The sequence below is a fragment of the Hwangdonia sp. genome (assembly GCF_048381975.1).
Classification (GTDB): Bacteria; Bacteroidota; Bacteroidia; order Flavobacteriales; family Flavobacteriaceae; genus Hwangdonia; species Hwangdonia seohaensis.
This window is the reverse complement of record NZ_JBLWYT010000005.1, coordinates 182,919-203,040: the sequence shown is the minus strand read 5'-3', so window position 1 is coordinate 203,040 and position 20,122 is coordinate 182,919. Positions and strand designations below refer to the sequence as shown.

Annotated in this window: 16 protein-coding genes; 11 read left to right on the top strand and 5 right to left on the bottom strand. The window is 35.0% G+C overall.

From position 1 onward, the window contains the following. The first annotated feature begins 131 nt into the window (after positions 1-131). Positions 132-1,328 (top strand): acyl-CoA dehydrogenase family protein, encoded by a 1,197-nt coding sequence (locus tag ACN5J7_RS10955; protein ID WP_418603927.1) that lies wholly within the window; start codon positions 132-134, stop codon positions 1,326-1,328. Positions 1,329-1,366: 38 nt separating this feature from the next. Here ACN5J7_RS10955 and ACN5J7_RS10950 read toward each other — a convergent pair whose 3' ends face one another. Further along, complete coding sequence (locus ACN5J7_RS10950) at positions 1,367-2,110, bottom strand: arylesterase (RefSeq protein WP_418603926.1); 744 nt, start codon at positions 2,108-2,110, stop codon at positions 1,367-1,369. 27 nt (positions 2,111-2,137) lie between these two features. On the opposite strand from ACN5J7_RS10950, the gene ACN5J7_RS10945 reads away from it, so the two are divergent. The 10 genes from ACN5J7_RS10945 (at position 2,138) to ACN5J7_RS10900 (ending at position 14,888) form a co-directional block, all read left to right on the top strand. Beyond that, a complete protein-coding gene (locus tag ACN5J7_RS10945; protein WP_418603925.1) occupies positions 2,138-2,827 on the top strand; it encodes an ABC transporter ATP-binding protein in 690 nt (229 codons plus the stop codon). A gap of 47 nt (positions 2,828-2,874) precedes the next feature. Continuing rightward, positions 2,875-5,370, top strand: a complete 2,496-nt coding sequence (locus tag ACN5J7_RS10940; RefSeq protein ID WP_418603987.1) for an ABC transporter permease — start codon at positions 2,875-2,877, stop codon at positions 5,368-5,370. A 130-nt stretch (positions 5,371-5,500) separates the two neighbouring features. Further along, complete coding sequence (locus ACN5J7_RS10935) at positions 5,501-6,118, top strand: MarC family protein (RefSeq protein ID WP_311938176.1); 618 nt, start codon at positions 5,501-5,503, stop codon at positions 6,116-6,118. Between the two features lie 378 nt (positions 6,119-6,496). Then, the gene (locus tag ACN5J7_RS10930) at positions 6,497-8,461 is read left to right on the top strand and encodes a DUF2779 domain-containing protein (RefSeq protein ID WP_418603924.1); all 1,965 of its coding nucleotides are present in this window, start codon (positions 6,497-6,499) and stop codon (positions 8,459-8,461) included. Next, positions 8,451-9,440 carry a helix-turn-helix transcriptional regulator gene (locus ACN5J7_RS10925; RefSeq protein ID WP_418603923.1) on the top strand — a complete coding sequence of 330 codons (990 nt, stop codon included), beginning with the start codon at positions 8,451-8,453 and terminating at the stop codon, positions 9,438-9,440. The genes ACN5J7_RS10930 and ACN5J7_RS10925 overlap by 11 nt, the downstream gene beginning before the upstream one ends. Before the next feature lie 206 nt (positions 9,441-9,646). Further along, positions 9,647-10,708, top strand: a complete 1,062-nt coding sequence (locus tag ACN5J7_RS10920; RefSeq protein ID WP_418603922.1) for a hypothetical protein — start codon at positions 9,647-9,649, stop codon at positions 10,706-10,708. Continuing rightward, the gene (locus ACN5J7_RS10915; RefSeq protein WP_418603921.1) at positions 10,701-11,648 is read left to right on the top strand and encodes an STING domain-containing protein; all 948 of its coding nucleotides are present in this window, start codon (positions 10,701-10,703) and stop codon (positions 11,646-11,648) included. Before ACN5J7_RS10920 ends, ACN5J7_RS10915 begins: the two co-directional genes overlap by 8 nt. Before the next feature lie 1,010 nt (positions 11,649-12,658). Beyond that, positions 12,659-13,282, top strand: coding sequence for a YqaA family protein (locus ACN5J7_RS10910; RefSeq protein ID WP_418603920.1), 624 nt, complete (start codon positions 12,659-12,661; stop codon positions 13,280-13,282). Between the two features lie 64 nt (positions 13,283-13,346). Then, positions 13,347-13,637, top strand: a complete 291-nt coding sequence (locus ACN5J7_RS10905) for a DUF3817 domain-containing protein (RefSeq protein ID WP_418603919.1) — start codon at positions 13,347-13,349, stop codon at positions 13,635-13,637. Then, a complete protein-coding gene (locus ACN5J7_RS10900) occupies positions 13,638-14,888 on the top strand; it encodes a mechanosensitive ion channel family protein (protein ID WP_418603918.1) in 1,251 nt (416 codons plus the stop codon). 1 nt (position 14,889) lies between these two features. Here ACN5J7_RS10900 and ACN5J7_RS10895 read toward each other — a convergent pair whose 3' ends face one another. The 4 genes from ACN5J7_RS10895 to leuD all read right to left on the bottom strand — a co-directional run bounded on the left by ACN5J7_RS10895 (position 14,890) and on the right by leuD (position 20,112). Next, positions 14,890-16,485, bottom strand: a complete 1,596-nt coding sequence (locus ACN5J7_RS10895) for an alkaline phosphatase PhoX (RefSeq protein ID WP_418603917.1) — start codon at positions 16,483-16,485, stop codon at positions 14,890-14,892. Positions 16,486-16,590: 105 nt separating this feature from the next. Next, the gene (gene leuB / locus ACN5J7_RS10890; RefSeq protein ID WP_418603916.1) at positions 16,591-17,649 is read right to left on the bottom strand and encodes a 3-isopropylmalate dehydrogenase; all 1,059 of its coding nucleotides are present in this window, start codon (positions 17,647-17,649) and stop codon (positions 16,591-16,593) included. Between the two features lie 345 nt (positions 17,650-17,994). Then, positions 17,995-19,515, bottom strand: coding sequence for an alpha-isopropylmalate synthase regulatory domain-containing protein (locus ACN5J7_RS10885; RefSeq protein ID WP_418603915.1), 1,521 nt, complete (start codon positions 19,513-19,515; stop codon positions 17,995-17,997). Then, a complete protein-coding gene (gene leuD, locus ACN5J7_RS10880; RefSeq protein ID WP_418603914.1) occupies positions 19,516-20,112 on the bottom strand; it encodes a 3-isopropylmalate dehydratase small subunit in 597 nt (198 codons plus the stop codon). Positions 20,113-20,122: the final 10 nt, after the last annotated feature.

Below are 20,122 nucleotides of genomic sequence, written 5' to 3'. Positions count from 1 at the left end.
TTATAAAATAGACCAGCCATTAAAATAATGATGATAGGAGTGTAGCCTAATGTGTTTGAAATGAGATTTATGGTTACCTTTATTATTTCAATGGGATATTATTAAGAATCAATAATTTAAAAGAACAGGCTATGTTACAAAATGTATTATTAGAACGCAAAATATATGCATCAGAAGAACATAAAATGATGCAAAAAATGATTCGGGATTTCATTAAAAATGAAATTCTTGATCATACCGATGAGTGGGAAAAAAACGGAATGGTAAGCCGAAACATTTGGGAACGTGCGGGAGAATTAGGTTTGCTGTGTATTGATATACCAGAACAATACGGCGGAAGTGGATTGGATTTTAGCTTTAGTGCCTTATTTATTGAAGAATTGGCTAAAGAAGGCGTTAATGGTCCAGGTTTTTCGTTGCATTCAGATATTATTGCACCATATCTATTAAAATACGGTACCGAAGCCCAAAAGCAAAAATACTTACCAAAAATGGCCACGGGCCAGCTCATTACAGCCCTTGGTATGACCGAGCCGAACTGTGGCAGCGACCTTCAAGCTATCAAAACAACCGCCGTGGATAAAGGCGACCATTATGTGGTAAACGGGCAAAAAACCTTCATTACAAATGGTTATATGAGCGATATGTCCATTGTAGCCGTAAAAACCCACCATGGCACAGAAAAAGAAGCTGTGTCTTTATTGATTATGGAAAGCGCATTTGAAGGTTTTGAAAAAGGAATTCCTTTCAAAAAAATAGGAATGAAAGCCCAGGATACCTGCGAATTGTTTTTTGATAACGTAAAAGTTCCAAAAGAAAATTTATTGGGCGAAGAAGGTTTGGGTTTTAAAATAATGATGACAGAATTAGCCAGAGAACGTTTAACAGTGGCACTTACCGCTATTGGTGGGGCAGAAGGTGCTATCGAAAAAACCATTGAATACACCTCCACAAGAACCGCTTTTAAACAACCCATTGCCAATTTTCAAAACACCCAGTTTAAATTGGCCGAATGTGCCGCACAACTGCAAGTGCATCAAGCTTTTTTAGACCGCTGTACACGATTGTTATCAAACCATAAGCTTACCGCTGAAAGTGCTTCCATAGCTAAATATTCCGCAACCGAAATGCACGGTAAAGTCGTTGATGAATGTCTGCAATTATTTGGGGGTTATGGCTATATGTGGGATTACCCAATTGCCCGCATGTATGCCGATAATAGAGTGGCCAGAATTTATGCCGGAACCAACGAAATTATGAAAGTACTGATTGCTCGTGGTTTGTTTAAGGAATTGTTTCAGGAGATGAAAGCTAAAAGGAATACATGATATAATTCTTTTTTAAAGACAAAACAAAAACCATAAAGCTATAAAAGCAAAGGCTTTAAAACTTCCCAAACGTTATTGGCTACTATTTTATGACCTTCCTTATTCGGATGAATACCATCCCGTTGATTTAAAGACGCTATACCCCCCACATTTTCTAAAATAAAAGGAATAAATTTTAAATTATTTTGTGCCGCAACATCCTTGAAAACGGTCTTAAATTTTGCGGTATAATCTTGTCCCATATTTGGTGGTAATTGCATACCTGCAAGAATAATAGTGGTTTCTGGACTTTTTTCCTTGACTACATTTATAATGGCCTGTAAATTGGATTGTGTTTCTGTAATTGGAACACCACGCAACCCATCGTTGGCACCAAGTTCCAATATAAAAATGGTAGGTTTTTGTTTTATCACCCAATCAATTCTACTTTTCCCGCCAGCAGTTGTTTCGCCACTTACACCTGAATTTATCACCGTATAATCCAAGTTTAACGAATCAATACGTTGCTGTAAAACGCCTGTATAGGCATCATTTGTATCATCTAAACCATATCCTGCCGTAATGCTATCACCAAAACATAAAATCGTTTTTGTTGCCTTGTTTTTTACCAAGGTGTCTTTTACTTGCTCTAAATCTTGTTGGGTTTCCGCTGTGTTTTTAGTTTTAGTTTCACCACAAGACACCAGTAAAAGCACTAAAATAAAATAACAAAACTTTAAGAGTTTAGCTGCTTTTCTAGTTGGTACAGTTAAATACAATTGATAATTTTGAACCTTGGACATAAGTCAATCTTTTAAAATAAAATTTACATGTCAAAGATATTAAAGATTACTGGGTTAGAGAAAACTTACACCAGTGGTAACAAACAATTAACTGTTTTGCACGATATCTCTTTTGATGTTGAAAAAGGGCAAACGTTTTCAATTGTTGGGCCCTCTGGAAGTGGAAAGACCACATTGCTTGGGCTTTGTGCCGGATTGGACCAACCAAATGCGGGTACTGTTGAATTATGCGGACAAGATTTAAGCCTTTTAAACGAAGACCAACGCGCACAGTTACGAAATAGGGAAGTAGGTTTTATTTTTCAGAATTTTCAATTGTTACCCACGCTTACAGCACTTGAAAATGTGAGTGTGCCTTTAGAGTTGCAAGGCTCTAAGGAAGCTACAAAAAAGAGTGTGGATTTACTGGAAAAAGTAGGTTTAGGAGACAGAGTGCACCATTATCCGTCGCAACTTTCTGGTGGCGAACAACAGCGTGTGGCTTTAGCTCGGGCTTTTGCAAATGCGCCTTCTATTTTATTTGCAGACGAACCTACCGGAAATTTAGATGAAGAAACTGGCGAGAAAGTCATTCAATTATTATTCGATTTAAATAAAGAAAACGGAACCACTTTGGTTATTATTTCGCACGATTTGGAACTAGCCCATAGAACCCAACAAATTTTAAGGCTTAAAGGTGGAACAATAGTAAGCAACCAAACTACAAGCGTCCTGTGAAAAACAATATACTAAAACAAAGCTTGCAAATCACTTGGCTTTTTAAAATGGCATGGCGCGATGCCAAAGCCAGTAAAGGCCGCCTGTTGTTATTTATGGCATCCATTATTTTGGGTATTGCCGCAGTGGTTTCCATTCAATTATTCAGTACCAATTTAAAAGATAACATCCAGAGTCAATCTAAAACCATGATGGGAGCCGATTATATCATCGACTCCAGGCAAGAACCAACGGAGCGTGCCCAAGCGATTATCGATTCCTTAAACCCTGATGCTTTCGAAATCAGCTTTGTATCTATGGTGGCTTTTCCTAAAAATGGAGGCACTAAACTAGTTAAAGTTCGTGGTTTGGAAGGCGATTTTCCTTTTTATGGTAAAGCACAAACACTTCCTGAAGCTGCTGCAAATGCTTATCAAGCATCCGGAGGCGCTTTGGTGGATGCAGCTTTAATGCTTCAATTTAATGTGAAACCCGGCGATTCTATAAAAATTGGCGACATATCACTGCCCATTTCCGGCGCATTGAAATCTATTCCGGGAAGCTCTTCTTTTTCGAGTGCGATGGCACCACCTGTTGTTATACCTTATCGGTTTGTTGAAGCTACAAACCTCATACAATTTGGAAGTCGTAAAGAATACCAATATTTCTATAAGGCTTCTGATACTTTAAATTTAAATCCGTTTAAAAACAAATTAGAACCCCTTTTGGAATTTGAAAATGCGGACATTAAAACCCATAAAGATGCAACAAGACGCTTAGGAAGACGCTATGAAAATGTTGGTAAATTCTTGAATTTAGCCGCTTTTATCGCCTTACTTTTAGGTTGCATAGGTATTGCCAGTTCTGTAAGTATTTATATTAAAGAGAAATTAAAAGCCATTGCCGTTTTAAAATGTTTGGGTGCTTCTCGGCTTCAAAGTTTTATTATTTTCCTGATTCAAATTGCAGCCATTGGTATTATTGGTGGTTTAATAGGTTCTATTATTGGCATTGGGCTTCAAACCCTATTTCCATATTTGTTAAAAGATTTTTTACCGTTTGCGCTAGACATTTCTATTTCTGCCCAACCACTATTTATAGGTGTGTTTTTAGGACTGTTTATGTCTGTTTTATTCGCGCTTTTACCATTGCTCCGTACGTGGTATGTGTCGCCATTAGAGGTATTGCGTGTTGATGAAAATGCCGAACAAGAGCCCTTAAAAATACGTCTTTTGGTATTTGGCGCTATTTTGGTATTCTTGTTTTTATTCGCCTTTTGGCTGATTCAAAATCTGTTATACGCTTTCGTATTTGTTGTGGCTTCAGTCATTACATTTATCCTTTTAGCAGGAGTTGCTTTAGGCTATATTAAGATGATCAAACGGTTTTTTCCAAAGCATTGGAATTTTACAGCACGCCAAAGTTTACTTAATTTATTCAGACCAAACAATCAAACGGTGGTTTTGGTCGTTGCTATTGGTTTAGGCACATTTTTAATTAGCACCTTATATTTTACAAAAGATATTTTATTATCAAAAGTCGAACTAGGGCAGACCACACAACATGCAAATATGATTATTTTGGATGTTCAACCCGAACAACGCAGTAATGTGGTACAAAGCATAACAGCAAAAGGCTTACCCTTACTTAATAATATGTCGTTGGTTACCATGCGCATGCATAGTATTAAGGGTCGATTGGTGAATGATATTCGTCAAGATAGTGCACCTCAAACAAGACGTTGGGTTTTAAACCATGAATTTAGAACCACGTATCGCGATACGCTTACAACTTCCGAAGCCATAATAAAAGGAATTTGGACGCCCAAATTAAATGCCAATGATCCCGTAGTGATTTCCATTTCCGATAATTTAGCAGCCGATGCCAACATTACCGTTGGAGATGCCGTAGTTTTTAATATTCAAGGTGTTTTAATAGAAACAACAGTGGGTAGTATCCGTGCCGTTGATTGGGCGCAAATGCAACTCAATTTTTCCATTGTTTTCCCTAAAGGTGTTTTAGAAGAAGCGCCACAATTTAATGTGTTAACAACTTCAGTTCCAAACGAGAGGGTTTCCGCAGACTTACAGCGCACTTTGGTTAGTAAATTCCCCAATGTGTCTATTATAGATTTAAGACAAGTATTTAACTTTGTGGAAGATATATTAAATAAAGTGTCGTGGGTTATTAATTTTATGGCATTTTTTAGCATCCTTACAGGTATTATTGTTTTAATAGGCTCGGTAAGAACCAGCAAATACCAACGTATAAAAGAAAGTGTGTTACTTAGAACCCTTGGTGCCAAAAACAAACAGATTTTACAAATTTCAGCTTTTGAATATACGTTTTTAGGACTTTTAGGCAGCTTGGTCGGCATTTTATTGGCATTGGTAGGCAGTTTATGCTTAGCGGTTTTTATATTTGAAGAACCCTTTTTACCTTCCGTGATTCCATTTGTGGTTTTTTTACCAGGCATTACCTTGTTGGTTTTGGGCATTGGATTAAGCAATATTCAAACGGTTTTAAGGAGTTCGCCTTTAGAGGTTTTGCGTAGGGAAGGCTAAGCTTAAAATAAGATATTATAGAAATTACGCTAAATTTCAATACTTTGTAAGGTAATTTAAAATAAAGTAAATTTCAGTAGTTCAAACAGATGGAATTTATGTTCTTTGCGATTCAAATTTTAAAATAAAAGTGGATAATTTAATTACATTCTCAATCACCGTTTTTACTGGTTTCTTTGCCATTACAAACCCCATTTCAAACATGACTGTTTTTGTGTCTTTAACACAAGGTTTAGATAAAGAAACAAAAAGGGATATCAATAAAAGGTCCAATATTATAGCTTTTATCATTGTAACGGTATTTGTTCTTTTAGGAAAATACATATTCGAACTGTTTAATATCAGTATTCCTGCGTTTAAAATAACGGGAGGCATCTTAATATTCTTTATTGGTTTCGAAATGCTACAGTCCAAACAATCCAATGTAAAAAGCATTAATAATGTCGATACCAAAGAAGATATTGCGGTTTCACCAATGGCCATTCCAATTTTAGCTGGACCCGGAACCATTGTTACAGCCATGAACTTTGTGGCTAACGTTGAAACCATTCATATCTTTTTAGTAATTGCCATATTTGGTAGTATGAGCTTGATTACCTATCTAACCTTCAGAGCTAGCGATCTTATTGTAAAAATAGTGGGTAATAACGTTATTTCTGTAATTGGTAAAATAATGGGATTGGTTATTGCCATTATAGGAACAGGCATGGTGATACAGGGAATTAAAATTAGCTTTGATTTATTATAGAAGCTAAAAATTTCTGGAATAGAATTATGTACACGGTTTTTTAGCGAATAAGCCCGTTGACGCTTTGTCATACTGCGGTTTCTTTAAAAAATTTATTATAACAGTTTCTTCTGCGATGTTAATGAAATCGAGTATACGAGATTCATGAACTCCACTAAAACAATATTAACTTTGTGAATAAACACTTTTTATGCGACGACGTAGGAGTGAAGCGTTATGTGTGTGGAATGATTATAAATTACAGAACATTCTTATAATTACGGTTTTACCTCACATAAATTCTTACAATATTTTGTAATTTTAATCTCTCCCTTTAATTAATTATTCAGCATAACCTGACTGTAGTTTTTACTATGGTTAAAAACTGTATTTAAAATTATGAGAGTTTTATCAAAATCAAGATTTAAGCTAGGACTAGAATGTCCTAACAAACTTTATTATACTAGTAATAAAGAATATGCTAATACTAAAAATGAAGATTCTTTTTTAGAGGCATTAGCTCAAGGTGGTTTTCAAGTTGAAGAACTTGCAAGACTGCATTATCCTGGTGGTAACTTAATTGATGAGGATACCTGGGAATATGAAAAGGCTTGGAATCTAACTCAAAACCTATTAAAACAAGAGAATGTAATAATTTATGAAGCTGCTTTTCTATTTGAAGGGCTATATATCAAAACAGATATTTTAGTGAAGAAGGGCAATGTTATTGATTTGATTGAAGTAAAATCCAAATCATTTTCACCTGATGATGATTATCTATTTATTGGTAAAAGTGGCAAAATGCTTGCTGGTTGGAAACCCTATTTATTTGATGTCGCATTTCAAAAATATGTAATGCAATCTTGTTACCCACATTGGAAAATAAGTTCATTTATAATGATGGCTGATAAATCCAAAACTGCGAGCATTGATGGACTTAATCAATTATTTAGGATTACCAAAAAAGGAAATAATCGCACTGGTATAATTAGTAAGGTCAATTCCATTAATGAAATAGGTGATTCCGTTTTAGGTAAAAAAAATGTTACGGATATTATAGATGACATTGAATCTAATAAACATAAATATGGTGGGGATTTGACATTTCAAGAGTCTATTTCATTATTCAAGGAATTATATGAAAATGAAACCTATGCAAATTGGCCAACTTCTTTTAGTGCCTGCAAGAATTGTGAATTTAAATTAAGTGAAAGTAATAACGTAAAATTGAAATCTGGTTTCGATGAATGTTTTAGTAAACAGCATAAGTGGGGAGAAAAAGAGTTTAACCAACCAAACATATTTGACATATACGATTTCAGAAAAGGGAATAAATTATTTCAAGATGGAATTGTATTTAAAAAGGATTTGACTGAAGATAATATTGGGTTGAAAGTAGAAGCTGAAAAACTTACAACATCTAATAGACAATGGTTACAAATTGAAAAAGAAATAAATAATGACTCTTCCTACTATGTTGACAAAGATGGTTTAAAAGGTGAATTAGAAAAGTGGAAATTCCCTTTGCATTTTATTGATTTTGAAACTAGCATGTCGGCATTACCATTTAATAAAGGACTAAAACCATATGAACAGGTAGCCTTTCAATTTTCTCATCATGTATATCATGAAAAGGGTAATATAGAACATGCTAATCAGTACATAAATAATACGATTGGAGAGTTTCCAAATTTTAAATTTGTTAGAGCTTTAAGAGATGCTTTAAGTAATAATGAAGGAACTATTTTGAGATATTCACATCATGAAAACACAATCTTGAACGCAATTTATATTCAATTAAAGGATTCTGATGAACCTGATAAAGAAGATTTAATGAGTTTTATCCAGACCATTTCACATTCCAAACGCGAAAGTACAATTAAATGGGCTGGAGAAAGAGATATGTTTGATTTGTGGGAATTAGAGAAACGCTATTATTATAACCCTCTTACTAAAGGTTCAAACTCGCTTAAAGAAGTTTTACCTGCTTCAATTAATTCAAGTCCCTATCTTTTAAAAAAGTATTCTCAATCAATTGGTGAAATAAATCTAACAAGCATTAATTTTTCTGATAATCATATATGGCTAAAACAAGAGAATGGGAATGTGCTAAATCCTTATAAATTATTACCTCCAGTTTTTGAGGATTGGACAGAAGATGCATTACAAAACACACTTTCCCAAATTGAAGGAATTGCAGATGGAGGAACTGCATTGACAACATATAGTAAAATGCAATATACAGATATGACTCAAGCAGAGATAGATGAATTAAGTAAAGCTTTATTCAAGTATTGTGAGTTAGATACTCTCGCAATGGTTATGGTTTATGAACACTTTAAGGAATTAGCCTATGCCAAGTAACAAAAACGCATATATAAGACATCGATTTATCGACAGACTTTTAAGAGATAATGATTATGTTAAGACTAATTTAATTATAGATAAACTTTATGAAAGGCATGACATTACAGTTGCATCTAACACAATTAACAAGGATATAAGAGATATGCAAATGGAACTACATGCTCCAATTGAATACTCCCATCAAAAAAAAGCATACTACTATCCTGATGATGTTGACGATATATTTCCTGCAATAGAATTAAAAGATGATGAATTAAATGCATTGTTATTTTACACTAAAAATATAGCTCATTATAAAGAGATTGGGATTTTTAAGGATTTCACTAACGCTATTGATAAGGTTATTGACGCTGTGAAAATAGAAGCTAGTCAACAAAAAGCATCCAATAGAATAACTATACAGCCAGAGAACTTTCCGAAATTTCAAGGCAGTGAATTGATACCAGAAATAATTTCAGGATTTGACACAAATTTTAAATTTAATTTTAATTACAAGAAGCACAATTCTGAAGAAGTCAAAAATCATATAGTTACTCCAATTTTATTAAAAGAATATGACCATCTCTGGTATTTGATTGCAAAAATAGAAGGTAAAAAATATGTTACAATTTTTGCTCTTGATAGAATATTAGATTTTGCATTGACCGAAATTAAATGTGAGATAATTACAGATTTTGACGCAGATAAATATTTTAATCATGCATTTGGTATTGCAGTGCCTAATGGAGATGCAGAAGATGTTGTTTTAGAATTTGATTCATGGAGAGGTAAATATTTAATTTCTTCACCAATTCATAAATCGCAACAATTAGTAAAAGAGGAAAATGGCAAAATGATATTTTCTTTCAAAGTAATACCATTTCATGAACTTCACTCAAAGATATTAAGTTATGGTAATTCTGTAAAGGTATTAGAGCCTGAAAGTCTTCGATTAAAAATTACAGAAATTCTTAAAAACACACTTAAAAATTACTAAAATTAAGATTTTTTTTATGGCGCAAATAGAGTGCGCCATGTGGTTGTTTATTTGTAACGTGAAATTGTATTAACATACTATATTTAAGTTATGAAAAAGAAAAAAACAGTTACAAGACATAGAGATGCAGGGACCGGACGCTATGTTACAAAAAGATATGCCGACAAGCATAAAAAAACAACTATTAAAGAAATTCGTAAAAAGTAATGGAAAGAAATTATAAAATTTTAGCGCAAAATATTAAATCTAGGCTTAATCCTGATGATTTATTATTTGAAAAATCATTTAGAGATGAATTATCAACAATCTCTTATAATAAAATACTTGTATATGTTAGAACTGCAATGAAAGGTGTTCCACCAGAATATACCAAGAAAAGTAAAGATGCTGGTGAAAGAGTTAAGGGTCATTTATCTAAAGAATTGCAAAATGTAAAATACAAATATCAAGGTTCTGTTATGACTAATACTCATATAAAAGGAATTAGCGATATTGATTTACTTGTTATTTGTGATAAATTCTATAATTGGGATAGTTTAAAAGTAAACAGTATTTTGAATGATTATTCCCAAAAAAATAAATTTAGCCTTAATCAAGTTGAAATGCTTGAACGTGAAACAAGAGTGAGTAATTATACAGGCGATTCTTTACAAGATTTGAGAAGCAATAGATTAGATAGTGAAAGAATACTTGATTCGATTTATTCTATTTGTGATATTTCAAAACCAAAAGCAATTAAAATTAAAAATTTAGACCTTAATCGAGAGGTGGATACTGTGATTGCAAATTGGTATGATAGTACTTTTTCAATAATTAATGGAAAAGGGGACAATAGAGGTATTCAGGTTTATAACAAAGACGAAAATTCCAAAGGACCTGTCGGTTATCCTTTCTTGAGTATAACTAGAATAACAAGTAGAAATTCATTTACAAATGGACGATTAAATAAAATGATTAGGTTTTTAAAAAACGTAAAAGCTGATTCAGATTTCGATATCAAATTAAGTAGTTTTGATATTAATGCAATCTGCTATGATATTTCAACTTCTAAATATCAGAATTCATCTTTTTATGAATTAGTTCCGATTATTTATTCACAATTGAATAGTTTAACGACTGGCAGCACTCATAGTGATATACTTAAATCTGTAGATGAGAGCGAATATATTTTTAGATATGATTCTCAAAAGCTTCAAAACTTAAAACTTTTGATGAACGAAGTAGAAGGAATTCTTGTTGATTTAAGTAAATCTGTGGTTTATGCATAGAAAGAAGATTTTTATTGGGTCATCTTCGGAAGAATTGACTTTGGCAAATCGCGCTAAAGATATTTTAGAAAAAGATTTTGATGTTACGATTTGGAATGATAATGTTTGGGATACGGCAGTTTTTAGAATTAATCATAATTTTTTAGCAGATTTATTAAAAGCGTCGTTACGTTTTGACTTTGGGATTTTAATTGGAAGTCAAGATGATAAAGTAGAAATCCGTGGTCAAGAAGTTATGAAACCTAGGGATAATGTATTATTTGAATTGGGACTTTTTACAGGACGATTAGGCACTTCTAAATGTGCTTTTATAATTGATAAAGAAATTGATTTGCTATCTGATTTCAAAGGTATTTCACTTGCAAGATATGATAATAGTGATTTAAATTCTTTTGATGAAGCTGTATTGCAATGTGGAGAAATGTTTTCAGATAGTAGAGAAGATGAAATTAACTTTTTTCCATCTGCTACATTGGCATCTGTTTACTTTGAAAATTTTGTAAAACCAGTCTGTACCTATATTATAAATAACGGACTTGTAAGTGAATCTATACATTATGATAAATGCAACATAAATATTATAGTTCCTAACAAAATAAATGAGGATGTAAATTTACAGTTTCAACAAATAAAAAAGAGAATGAATACGAAAGATGTGAGTATAGATTATGCTGGTAGAGCAAGGAATTTTACTGTTGAAGCAAAAGCCGAAAATGGAATTTTAGAGATTATTGATTTTCCAACTATTATTAAAGGAATAAACCATTCAATATCGAATTTATTACCTGGAGAATTTAATAAATATAGTGATGGTTATGATTCAATTTTAGATAGAGAATTACGACGCTTTATAACTACCTTAAAGAAGTTAGTTCTTAAAAATGGATTTGATGAAATAATTAATGTAAAAAGAGAATCTGAAGTTAAATTGACCTTATAGAATTTTGGTTAAAACAATAGGCTATTTCAAGAGAATTATCCGGTGGATGATTCGAATGAAATACAATAGAGTAGTGGTTAATTGATTGGAAGTGCTTAATTGAAAAAACGTTTCAAATCGTACTTAGCTAATAATGTCCACAGGACATTATCTTAACGCTAAATAGTCTAAAATATAGTGAATGAGCCGTTAATTGTTTCCAAAATTATATACTATTTTAAAGAATCGATTGAGTATCGATTTTTAAAATACCTACTTGATTTTTTTGTTTCTTTTTTTATCCAAGAAAAAAAGATATAATCAAAACCTAAGAAGTTCAAAACATCAATTTCTATTTTACATACTATTTGAAATAATTGATTGAGTATCAATTTTTCAAATACGCTTAATGAGTTCTATTTTACATAATATAATAGAGCTTCTTTAAAAAAAAACTAAAAAATTATAGAGAGAATAGAATAAGTGCTTAGAATTTTATTTTTACTCACATATTTAATTATTTGCAAAAACTTTAAAGGAGTTCGTGAATCTCGTAAAAACTCGATTTCTTAAAATTTATGCTCTTGTGGCAAGCTTACGAGAATCGTCTAAAATTTTTTATGACGTACATTTTATCGAATACGCGATTTTTAATAAGTGCAAAAAGGGTAGCTTTTATTTTGGTATTTCGACTGCGCTCAATATAAACTCAGGCAAGCGTTGGAAATTATTCATAGATTTTTATTGTTTCAATTATAAAAATAACTAGGAAGCCACAATTAGCTTGTCACAATTACTATCGATATAAGTCGGCGACATTATATCTGCAATTATGTCAAATAGCGCCCAAAAGCACTATTACGCTAATTGTTATACTATGTACTATAATTTACATTATGTAAAATAGAATATTCAAAACCATTCTAACTCCCACTATAAGAATTAATTAACAAGTTGTTGGTAAAAAAATATTTCATAAGAAAAATGCATGTTGTATATTTGCACCCTCTCTAAAGTATTGAGTAAAAAAAATGAAACCCGAATCTAAGCAAAAATCAAAGGATAAAAAATCGCGGCTGCAATTATTGCACCAGTACTATTCTTATACCGGATTTTATACTTTTGTTTGGCAAGCTGTACTAAAAGCATTGCCATACATTGTTGCTATAGTTGTTGCGGTTTATGCCGTAAACCATTTTTTTAATATCAATGCGGCTTTAACGCGACTTACCGAAATATTGCCCGCTTTTGGGGTGTTGTCTTTTTTCTTTGTTTCAGAAACCCTTTTGGGATTGATACCGCCAGAGGTTTTTATTGCTTGGGCAGGTAAAATGTACAGTCCTTGGTTTTATTTAAGTCTTTTGGCCATTTTATCGTATTGCGGCGGACTGTTATCGTATTGGATGGGTAGAATGATTACCAGAATTCCATCGGTTCACAGCTATCTGGAGGTTAAAATGGAAAAGCAGCTTAAAAACTCAAAAAAATGGGGCGGTTTTTTAATTGTTGTTGGCGCTTTGTTACCACTACCCTTCTCAATTTCGTGTATCGCTGCTGGCATTATAGAGTTTCCGTTTAAAAATGTGGTCCTCTACGGCTCACTCAGATTATTGCGTTTCGCCATCTACGGTCTTATCATTTTCAACGCTTTATAAAATTCTCTTAAAACGTACTGTTTATCCACTTTTCTGTGCTATTTTTGCACAAAATTAAGTGTCTATGTTTTCATTTATTAAAATGTTCAGGCTTGTTGCCCTTTTAGAAGGTATATCGTATATCTTATTGCTATTTATAGCCACACCCATTAAGTATTTGGCCCATGATCCGCAATACGTAAAACTTCTGGGAATGCCACATGGCATATTGTTTATTGCGTACATCGCTTTAGCTTTTGTTTTTAAGAATGATTTTTCTTGGAACAACAAACAATTCGCCGTGGTGCTATTGGCTTCTATCATTCCGTTCGGAACCTTTTACGTGGACAGAAACTACTTAAAGGCTGCCAAATAAATGGATTCAAAATACACACACTTTTTTTATGATTATTTAGTGTCTTTAGGAACCACCGAAACGGTTGCCAAATACCTAAACATGCTTGCTTTATTAATCATTTTAATAGTTGTTGTGTCTATTATTGATTATATCATCAGAAAATTGCTCAGAGGCACATTCTCACAATTTGCCGCGAAATCCAAAACAAAATTCGATGATATTCTAGTGGCCAACAAAGCGCCGCGAAACATTGCGCACATTATCCCCTTACTAATTGTAATAGAATATATTCCCGTAGTATTTATTGATTTCCCTACGTTTGAAAACTTCATCAAAAAAAGTTTGGAAGTATTCGCTATCGTTTTAATACTTTGGATTGTAAGAAGCATTTTAAACACCATAAAAGATTACCTTAAAACCTTACCGCGATTAAAAGATAAACCCATTGATAGCTACATACAGGTATTTATGATTTTTGCTTGGATAGCGGGTTTTATGTCAGCCATAGCCGTAATTACAGATATTCCATTCTTAAAATTTCTTACCGGATTAGGAGCTATTTCGGCCGTTATTTTATTAATCTTTAAAGATACTATTCTCGGGTTTGTTGCCAGCATCCAAGTGTCCATAAACGATATGGTGCGCATTGGCGATTGGATTACTTTTGAAAAATACGGTGCCGATGGCGATGTTATCGAAATAACCTTGGCGACCGTAAAAGTGCAGAATTTCGATAAAACCATTACTACCATCCCAACTTATGCGTTGATTTCCGATTCGTTTAAAAACTGGAGAGGCATGTCGGATTCCGGCGGAAGGCGTATCAAAAGAGCTCTATTTATTAAGCAAAACACAATTAAATATTTAACCGATGACGAGGTTGAAAAGCTTAAAAAAATACAGTTGATTACGGGGTATTTGGAAAGCAGACAAGACGATATTAAGGCCAATAACACGAGAAACGACATAAACAAGGAACTCCTGATTAATGGCAGAAACTTGACAAATTTTGGGGTTTTCAGAAAATATATCGATTCGTATTTAAAAGCCCATTCGGCAATTAATAAAGATATGATGATTATGGTGCGTCAATTGGCGCCAACAACACAAGGTATTCCGTTAGAAATATACACCTTTAGTAGCGACAAACGATGGGCCAATTACGAGTATATTATGGCCGATGTTTTCGATCATCTTATCGCAGCACTTCCCTATTTCGATTTGGAAATTTTCGAATTACCGAGCACGACTAGTTTTAACCCTCAATAGTCTATTTAATAACCAATTTTGAAGCCGCTTTATCATTCACTTTAAAAAGATAAAGACCAGACTGAATATCTTTAAGATTCAATGTTACTTCATTCAAGTCGTTATAATCAACATCTAGTAGTTTTTTTCCCGAAATGGCATATAGTTTTATATTATTGATTTGTTTTCCTTTTATAATTAAATTCTTTGATGATTTTATTGGGTTTGGATAAAACGTAAATCCATCATCAAAATTCTCATCTTCAACCGAAAGTGCCGAACCTAAATTTTCAGATAAAGCAATCACTAAACTCGTGCCTTTATCAAAATCTACCGTATTTCCCGCGGCATCAACCTGATTAGCAGCATTTCCTGGATCCGGATGCTGAATAGACATAAATAAATATTTGTAATCTGGAGTAAATGTGATACCCGTTGGCTCAGAGCCTATTGGAACTTTTCCGAAAATTTCAACATCCGGACTTGCTTGGGTATGGCCGTTTTTTACAACCCAAATAAAACTATTGCCACTATCTTGAAACACCCATAAATTCCCATCGCAATCAAAAGCCAAATTATCATTGCCATTACCCCAAGCAACCGAGGTTGTACTGGTACCATCATTTATATCGTAGCTTGCACCGCCACCAACAAAGGTTTCCATGGTTACGGTTGAAGCCGATGTTTCCAAGGGATCTGAATCGGAAAACCGATATACGGTACCTTCCCCTTTTACGGCAAAATACACCATGCCATCAGGCCCAATCTCTACATCTTCAATACCGGCAAAAACTGTAGCATCATGGCCAGATGCACCGCTTTGGGTCAATGTTGAGTTTTGTTCGGATTGCGTAGTGTTATCCAAAAGTATCCAGCTTCCTGTTCCGCTCTTTGAACCTTTAAAAACATAAAGCAATCCCATGCTTAAATCCTGAAAATTTGTAGCAACATACTTGTATAAATATCCGGGATTTGAATCTGCACCTTGATAAACAACCGTACGGCTCGTAGGGATGGCATTAATGGTTTGTATGGCCACATTTTCGTGCGCAAAATTTCCCATGGCATAGTGTTTTGCAACAACACTTTTGGTCGCAGGATTAATTTCAATATTCCAGCCCAGGTCGTTATAACCATCAAAAGGCGGGAATGTATCGGGTATAGTACCCTCTTCGCAAGTAATAACAGTTCCCCAAGGTGTAACTGCTCCGGAGCAATTGGCAGCCGTACCTCCTACCGCAGTAAAATCTAAATCTTCTGATGCTGTGGTTTCCCATAACTCGGTTGTCGCATTAAAATTAATATCAAAAACCATTACGCCACCGCCACCATCGGTAAGCGCGCTGCCTTCCGAATTTATACTTAAATAGCCATTGGTACTACTATTGGCTATGGGTACATAAGCCGTAAAATCTGGCTTAGGCTTAAAGGTTCCGCCTGCGGTTAGAGCATCTCCAACTTCAGCTATTTTTTGAAAGGTATGACTAGAAGACAAAACGAATGACGCAGATTGAACTGTGTTAGGGTCTATTGATGTAAAATCACCAATATTTTGTGATTGAAAAGTATAGGTTACTAAAAAGAAAAGGGACAGCATTGTAAATTTTAATAGTTTCATAATTCCTATTTTTAAATTAATACTGAAAAAGATTCCCAAAAAAAAATGGATTTAGTATAAAGTTACTAAATCCATTTTAAAAAAACACCTATAAGAGATTGTTTTTTAGATATTTGCAGCCAGCCAGTCGCCTACTTCTTTTGTTCCGTAGGCTTTTCCGCCATCGGCCAAATCTTCGGTAACAATGCCTTCAGCCAAAGCTTTATTTACGGCATCTCTAATAGCTTTACCTTCTTCGGGTAAATTAAAGGCGGTCTCAAACATCATAGCTGCCGATAGAACCGTTGCCATTGGGTTGGCAATATTCAGTCCCGTAGCCTGTGGGTACGACCCGTGAATAGGCTCGAACAAAGCTATATCGGCACCCATGGAAGCCGATGGCATTAAACCCATCGAACCCGAAATTACAGACGCTTCATCCGTTAAAATATCACCAAACAAGTTTTCGGTAATCAGCACATCGTAGCTATTTGGCCATTGTACCAAACGCATCGCCACCGCATCAACAAACTCGTAGCTCACTTCCACTTCCGGATAATCTTTTTCCATCGCTTGTACCGTTTCACGCCATAAACGCGAGGTTTCCAAAACGTTGGCTTTATCCACACAACACAGTTTTTTCGACCGTGTCATGGCCAATTCAAAACCTTTTTTGGCTAAGCGTTGCACTTCCGCCCTGGTGTAAACACAATTGTCAAAAGCCGTTTCACCGTTGTCTCTTCTCCCCTTTTCTCCAAAGTAAATACCTCCGGTCAGCTCACGTAAAAACACCAAATCGGTACCTTCAATACGCTCTTTTTTCAATGGTGATTTTTCCAATAACGACGGAAATGTAAACGTTGGTCGCACATTGGCAAACAAGCCCAGTTTTTTACGCATTTTTAATAAACCTTGTTCTGGGCGCACTGGCGCACTTGGGTCGTTATCGTATTTCGGGTGACCAATAGCGCCAAACAAAACCGCATCCGATGCTGCACAAATAGCATGTGTTTCATCCGGATAAGGCTCACCAACGGCATCAATAGCAGCTGCACCGGTTAAGGCCGGTTTCCATGTAATTTCGTGTCCAAATTTTTTGGCAACCGCGTCGCTAACTTTTACGGCTTGGTCTATAACTTCTGGTCCAATGCCGTCTCCGGCTAAAAGGGCAATATTAAATTTCATTGTTGTTTATTTTATATTTTAAAATTTTATTTTTAATGGCACTTCGAGTAATTCCAATTTTATTGGAATTGTACTTCGACAAGCTAAGCAGAGCTATCGAGAAGTTGGGCGTTCCCTTCGCTTTATAACCTACAAGCTTAAAAAAGAAACCTTGCAGGAAACGCTTCGGTCGGGCTTTCGGCAGTCGCTCCCTCCTATGTCGGGGAGCTTCAACAAATGCCTCAATCCCTAACGCGGAACCCAGCCCTAGCCCCTCCAAGGAGGGGAACTTTCACTCTTATTAACTAAAAGCGATTTATTATTCGTACGCACGCAAACTCCCGTCTTCGGTCATCCGTCATCAATTCAACTCACTATTATATTCAGCATTTTCTCAGTGGCCTTTATGGCCGAAACCGTTTGGTCCGAGTCCAATCCACGGGTTTTAAATTCCTTTTCGGTATTCTTCCAAGTAATAATGGTTTCACACAACGCATCCGATCGGCTCCCCGGAGGAATCCTAACCGCATAATCTATCAAATCGGGCAGCACGAGTTTTTTCCTTTTAAACACATTTCTTATCGCGTTTATAAACGCATCAAACTGTCCGTCGCCCTGTGAATGCTCTTCAAAAGTCTCGTTTTCAATACTAATTGATACCGTAGTTGATGGCTTTAATCCTTTGGAATGTGTTAATACATACGAGTTCACTTTAACCTTTTCTTCATACGTTCGGTCTAATACATCCGAAATAATATAAGGCAAATCCTCTTTGGTAACTACCTGTTTTTTATCGCCCAACTCAATAATGCGCTGGGTAACCTTCTTTAAATCTTCATCGTCAAGCTGCAGGCCCAATTCTTGTAAATTCTTTTGGATGTTCGCTTTTCCAGAGGCTTTTCCCAAAGCATACTGCCGCTTTCTACCAAAACGCTCGGGCAGTAAATCGCTAAAATAGAGGTTCTTTTTATTATCGCCATCGGCATGAATTCCAGCCGTTTGCGTAAATACGTTGGCGCCAATAACTGGTTTGTTGGCAGGAATCATAACCCCAGAAAAATTCTCCACGAGCTTGCTTACGGTATATAAAACCTTTTCGTTCACGCCTATTTTAACTTCTGGCATAAAATCGTTTATAACCGCAATAGTGCTTGCCATGGGTGCGTTTCCGGCGCGTTCGCCCATGCCGTTTACCGTTAAATGCAAACCGTTGGCTCCGGCCTTTAAAGCTTCCATAACATTGGCAACGCCCAAATCGTAATCGTTGTGCGCGTGAAAATCGAAATGTAAATTTGGGTATTTGTCTTTTATTTCCTTTACAAATGCATAGGATTCTGGAGGTGTTAAAATACCCAAGGTATCCGGTAGCATAATCCGCTTTACCGGTTGTGTGGATAAAAACTCCAAAAACTCAAACACATAGGCTTTGGAATTTCGCATACCATTACTCCAATCCTCCAAATAAATATTGGTTTCAATGTTGCTGTCTTTAGCCAGCTTTAAAGTGTTTTCAATTTCTTTAAAGTGCTGATTTGAAGTCTTTTTAAGTTGATGGGTTAAATGGTTCAATGAACCTTTGGTTAACAGATTTTGAACCTTCGCTCCCGCCTCTTTCATCCAGATAATGGACACACCATTGTCAACAAAAGTCAATACTTCAACAGCGTGCAAATAGCCATTTTCAGCAGCCCATTGCGTAACATCCTTTACCGCTTGCAGTTCACCTTCCGATACTCTGGCAGAGGCGATTTCAATACGATCTACCTTTAATTCCTCCAGTAAAAGTTTTGCAATGGTTAATTTTTCAGAAGCAGAAAACGACACACTCGATGTTTGTTCGCCATCGCGCAATGTCGTATCCATTATTTCTATGCGTCGTGTTGCCATTTACAACATCAAATCATTAGCAAAAGATTCTATGTCGCCTTTCATATTCTGAAGATAATCAATATCGTCAAAACCATTTAGCATGTTATCTTTCTTATAGCTATTAATTTCAAAAGATTCCTGCGCACCAGTCGAGGTGATGGTAATGGTTTGGTTAGGCAGATTCACTTCAACTTCCGTTTTGGGGTCTTTGTAGATTTCCTCAAAAATCTGTTCTGAAAATTCCGGACTTACCTGAACCGGTAAAACGCCAACATTTAAACAGTTATTTCTAAAAATATCGGCAAAGAAACTCGATACGACACAACGGAATCCGTAGTCGTAAACCGCCCAAGCAGCGTGCTCTCTTGAAGAACCCGAACCGAAATTCTTGCCCCCAACTAAAATTTTACCGCTGTAAATAGGGTTGTTTAAAACAAAACTTTCCTTTGGTGTATCGTCATTATTATATCTCCAATCACGGAATAAATTGTCTCCAAAACCTTCACGTTTTGTAGCTTTTAAAAAACGCGCCGGAATTATTTGATCGGTATCCACATTTTCCAATGGTAAAGGAACTGCTGTGCTTGTTAGTATTGTAAATTTATCGTAAGCCATGTTTTATAAG

Excerpts from the sequence above, each read along its gene's own strand:
- ACN5J7_RS10910 (WP_418603920.1), top strand. The coding sequence starts at position 12,659 with ATGAAACCCGAATCTAAGCAAAAATCAAAGGATAAAAAATCGCGGCTG.
- ACN5J7_RS10895 (WP_418603917.1), bottom strand. The coding sequence starts at position 16,485 with ATGAAACTATTAAAATTTACAATGCTGTCCCTTTTCTTTTTAGTAACC.
- leuB (WP_418603916.1), bottom strand. The coding sequence starts at position 17,649 with ATGAAATTTAATATTGCCCTTTTAGCCGGAGACGGCATTGGACCAGAA.
- ACN5J7_RS10905 (WP_418603919.1), top strand. The coding sequence starts at position 13,347 with ATGTTTTCATTTATTAAAATGTTCAGGCTTGTTGCCCTTTTAGAAGGT.
- ACN5J7_RS10885 (WP_418603915.1), bottom strand. The coding sequence starts at position 19,515 with ATGGCAACACGACGCATAGAAATAATGGATACGACATTGCGCGATGGC.
- ACN5J7_RS10950 (WP_418603926.1), bottom strand. The coding sequence starts at position 2,110 with ATGTCCAAGGTTCAAAATTATCAATTGTATTTAACTGTACCAACTAGA.
- leuD (WP_418603914.1), bottom strand. The coding sequence starts at position 20,112 with ATGGCTTACGATAAATTTACAATACTAACAAGCACAGCAGTTCCTTTA.
- ACN5J7_RS10955 (WP_418603927.1), top strand. The coding sequence starts at position 132 with ATGTTACAAAATGTATTATTAGAACGCAAAATATATGCATCAGAAGAA.
- ACN5J7_RS10945 (WP_418603925.1), top strand. The coding sequence starts at position 2,138 with ATGTCAAAGATATTAAAGATTACTGGGTTAGAGAAAACTTACACCAGT.
- ACN5J7_RS10920 (WP_418603922.1), top strand. The coding sequence starts at position 9,647 with ATGGAAAGAAATTATAAAATTTTAGCGCAAAATATTAAATCTAGGCTT.
- ACN5J7_RS10925 (WP_418603923.1), top strand. The coding sequence starts at position 8,451 with ATGCCAAGTAACAAAAACGCATATATAAGACATCGATTTATCGACAGA.
- ACN5J7_RS10940 (WP_418603987.1), top strand. The coding sequence starts at position 2,875 with ATGGCATGGCGCGATGCCAAAGCCAGTAAAGGCCGCCTGTTGTTATTT.
- ACN5J7_RS10900 (WP_418603918.1), top strand. The coding sequence starts at position 13,638 with ATGGATTCAAAATACACACACTTTTTTTATGATTATTTAGTGTCTTTA.
- ACN5J7_RS10930 (WP_418603924.1), top strand. The coding sequence starts at position 6,497 with ATGAGAGTTTTATCAAAATCAAGATTTAAGCTAGGACTAGAATGTCCT.
- ACN5J7_RS10915 (WP_418603921.1), top strand. The coding sequence starts at position 10,701 with ATGCATAGAAAGAAGATTTTTATTGGGTCATCTTCGGAAGAATTGACT.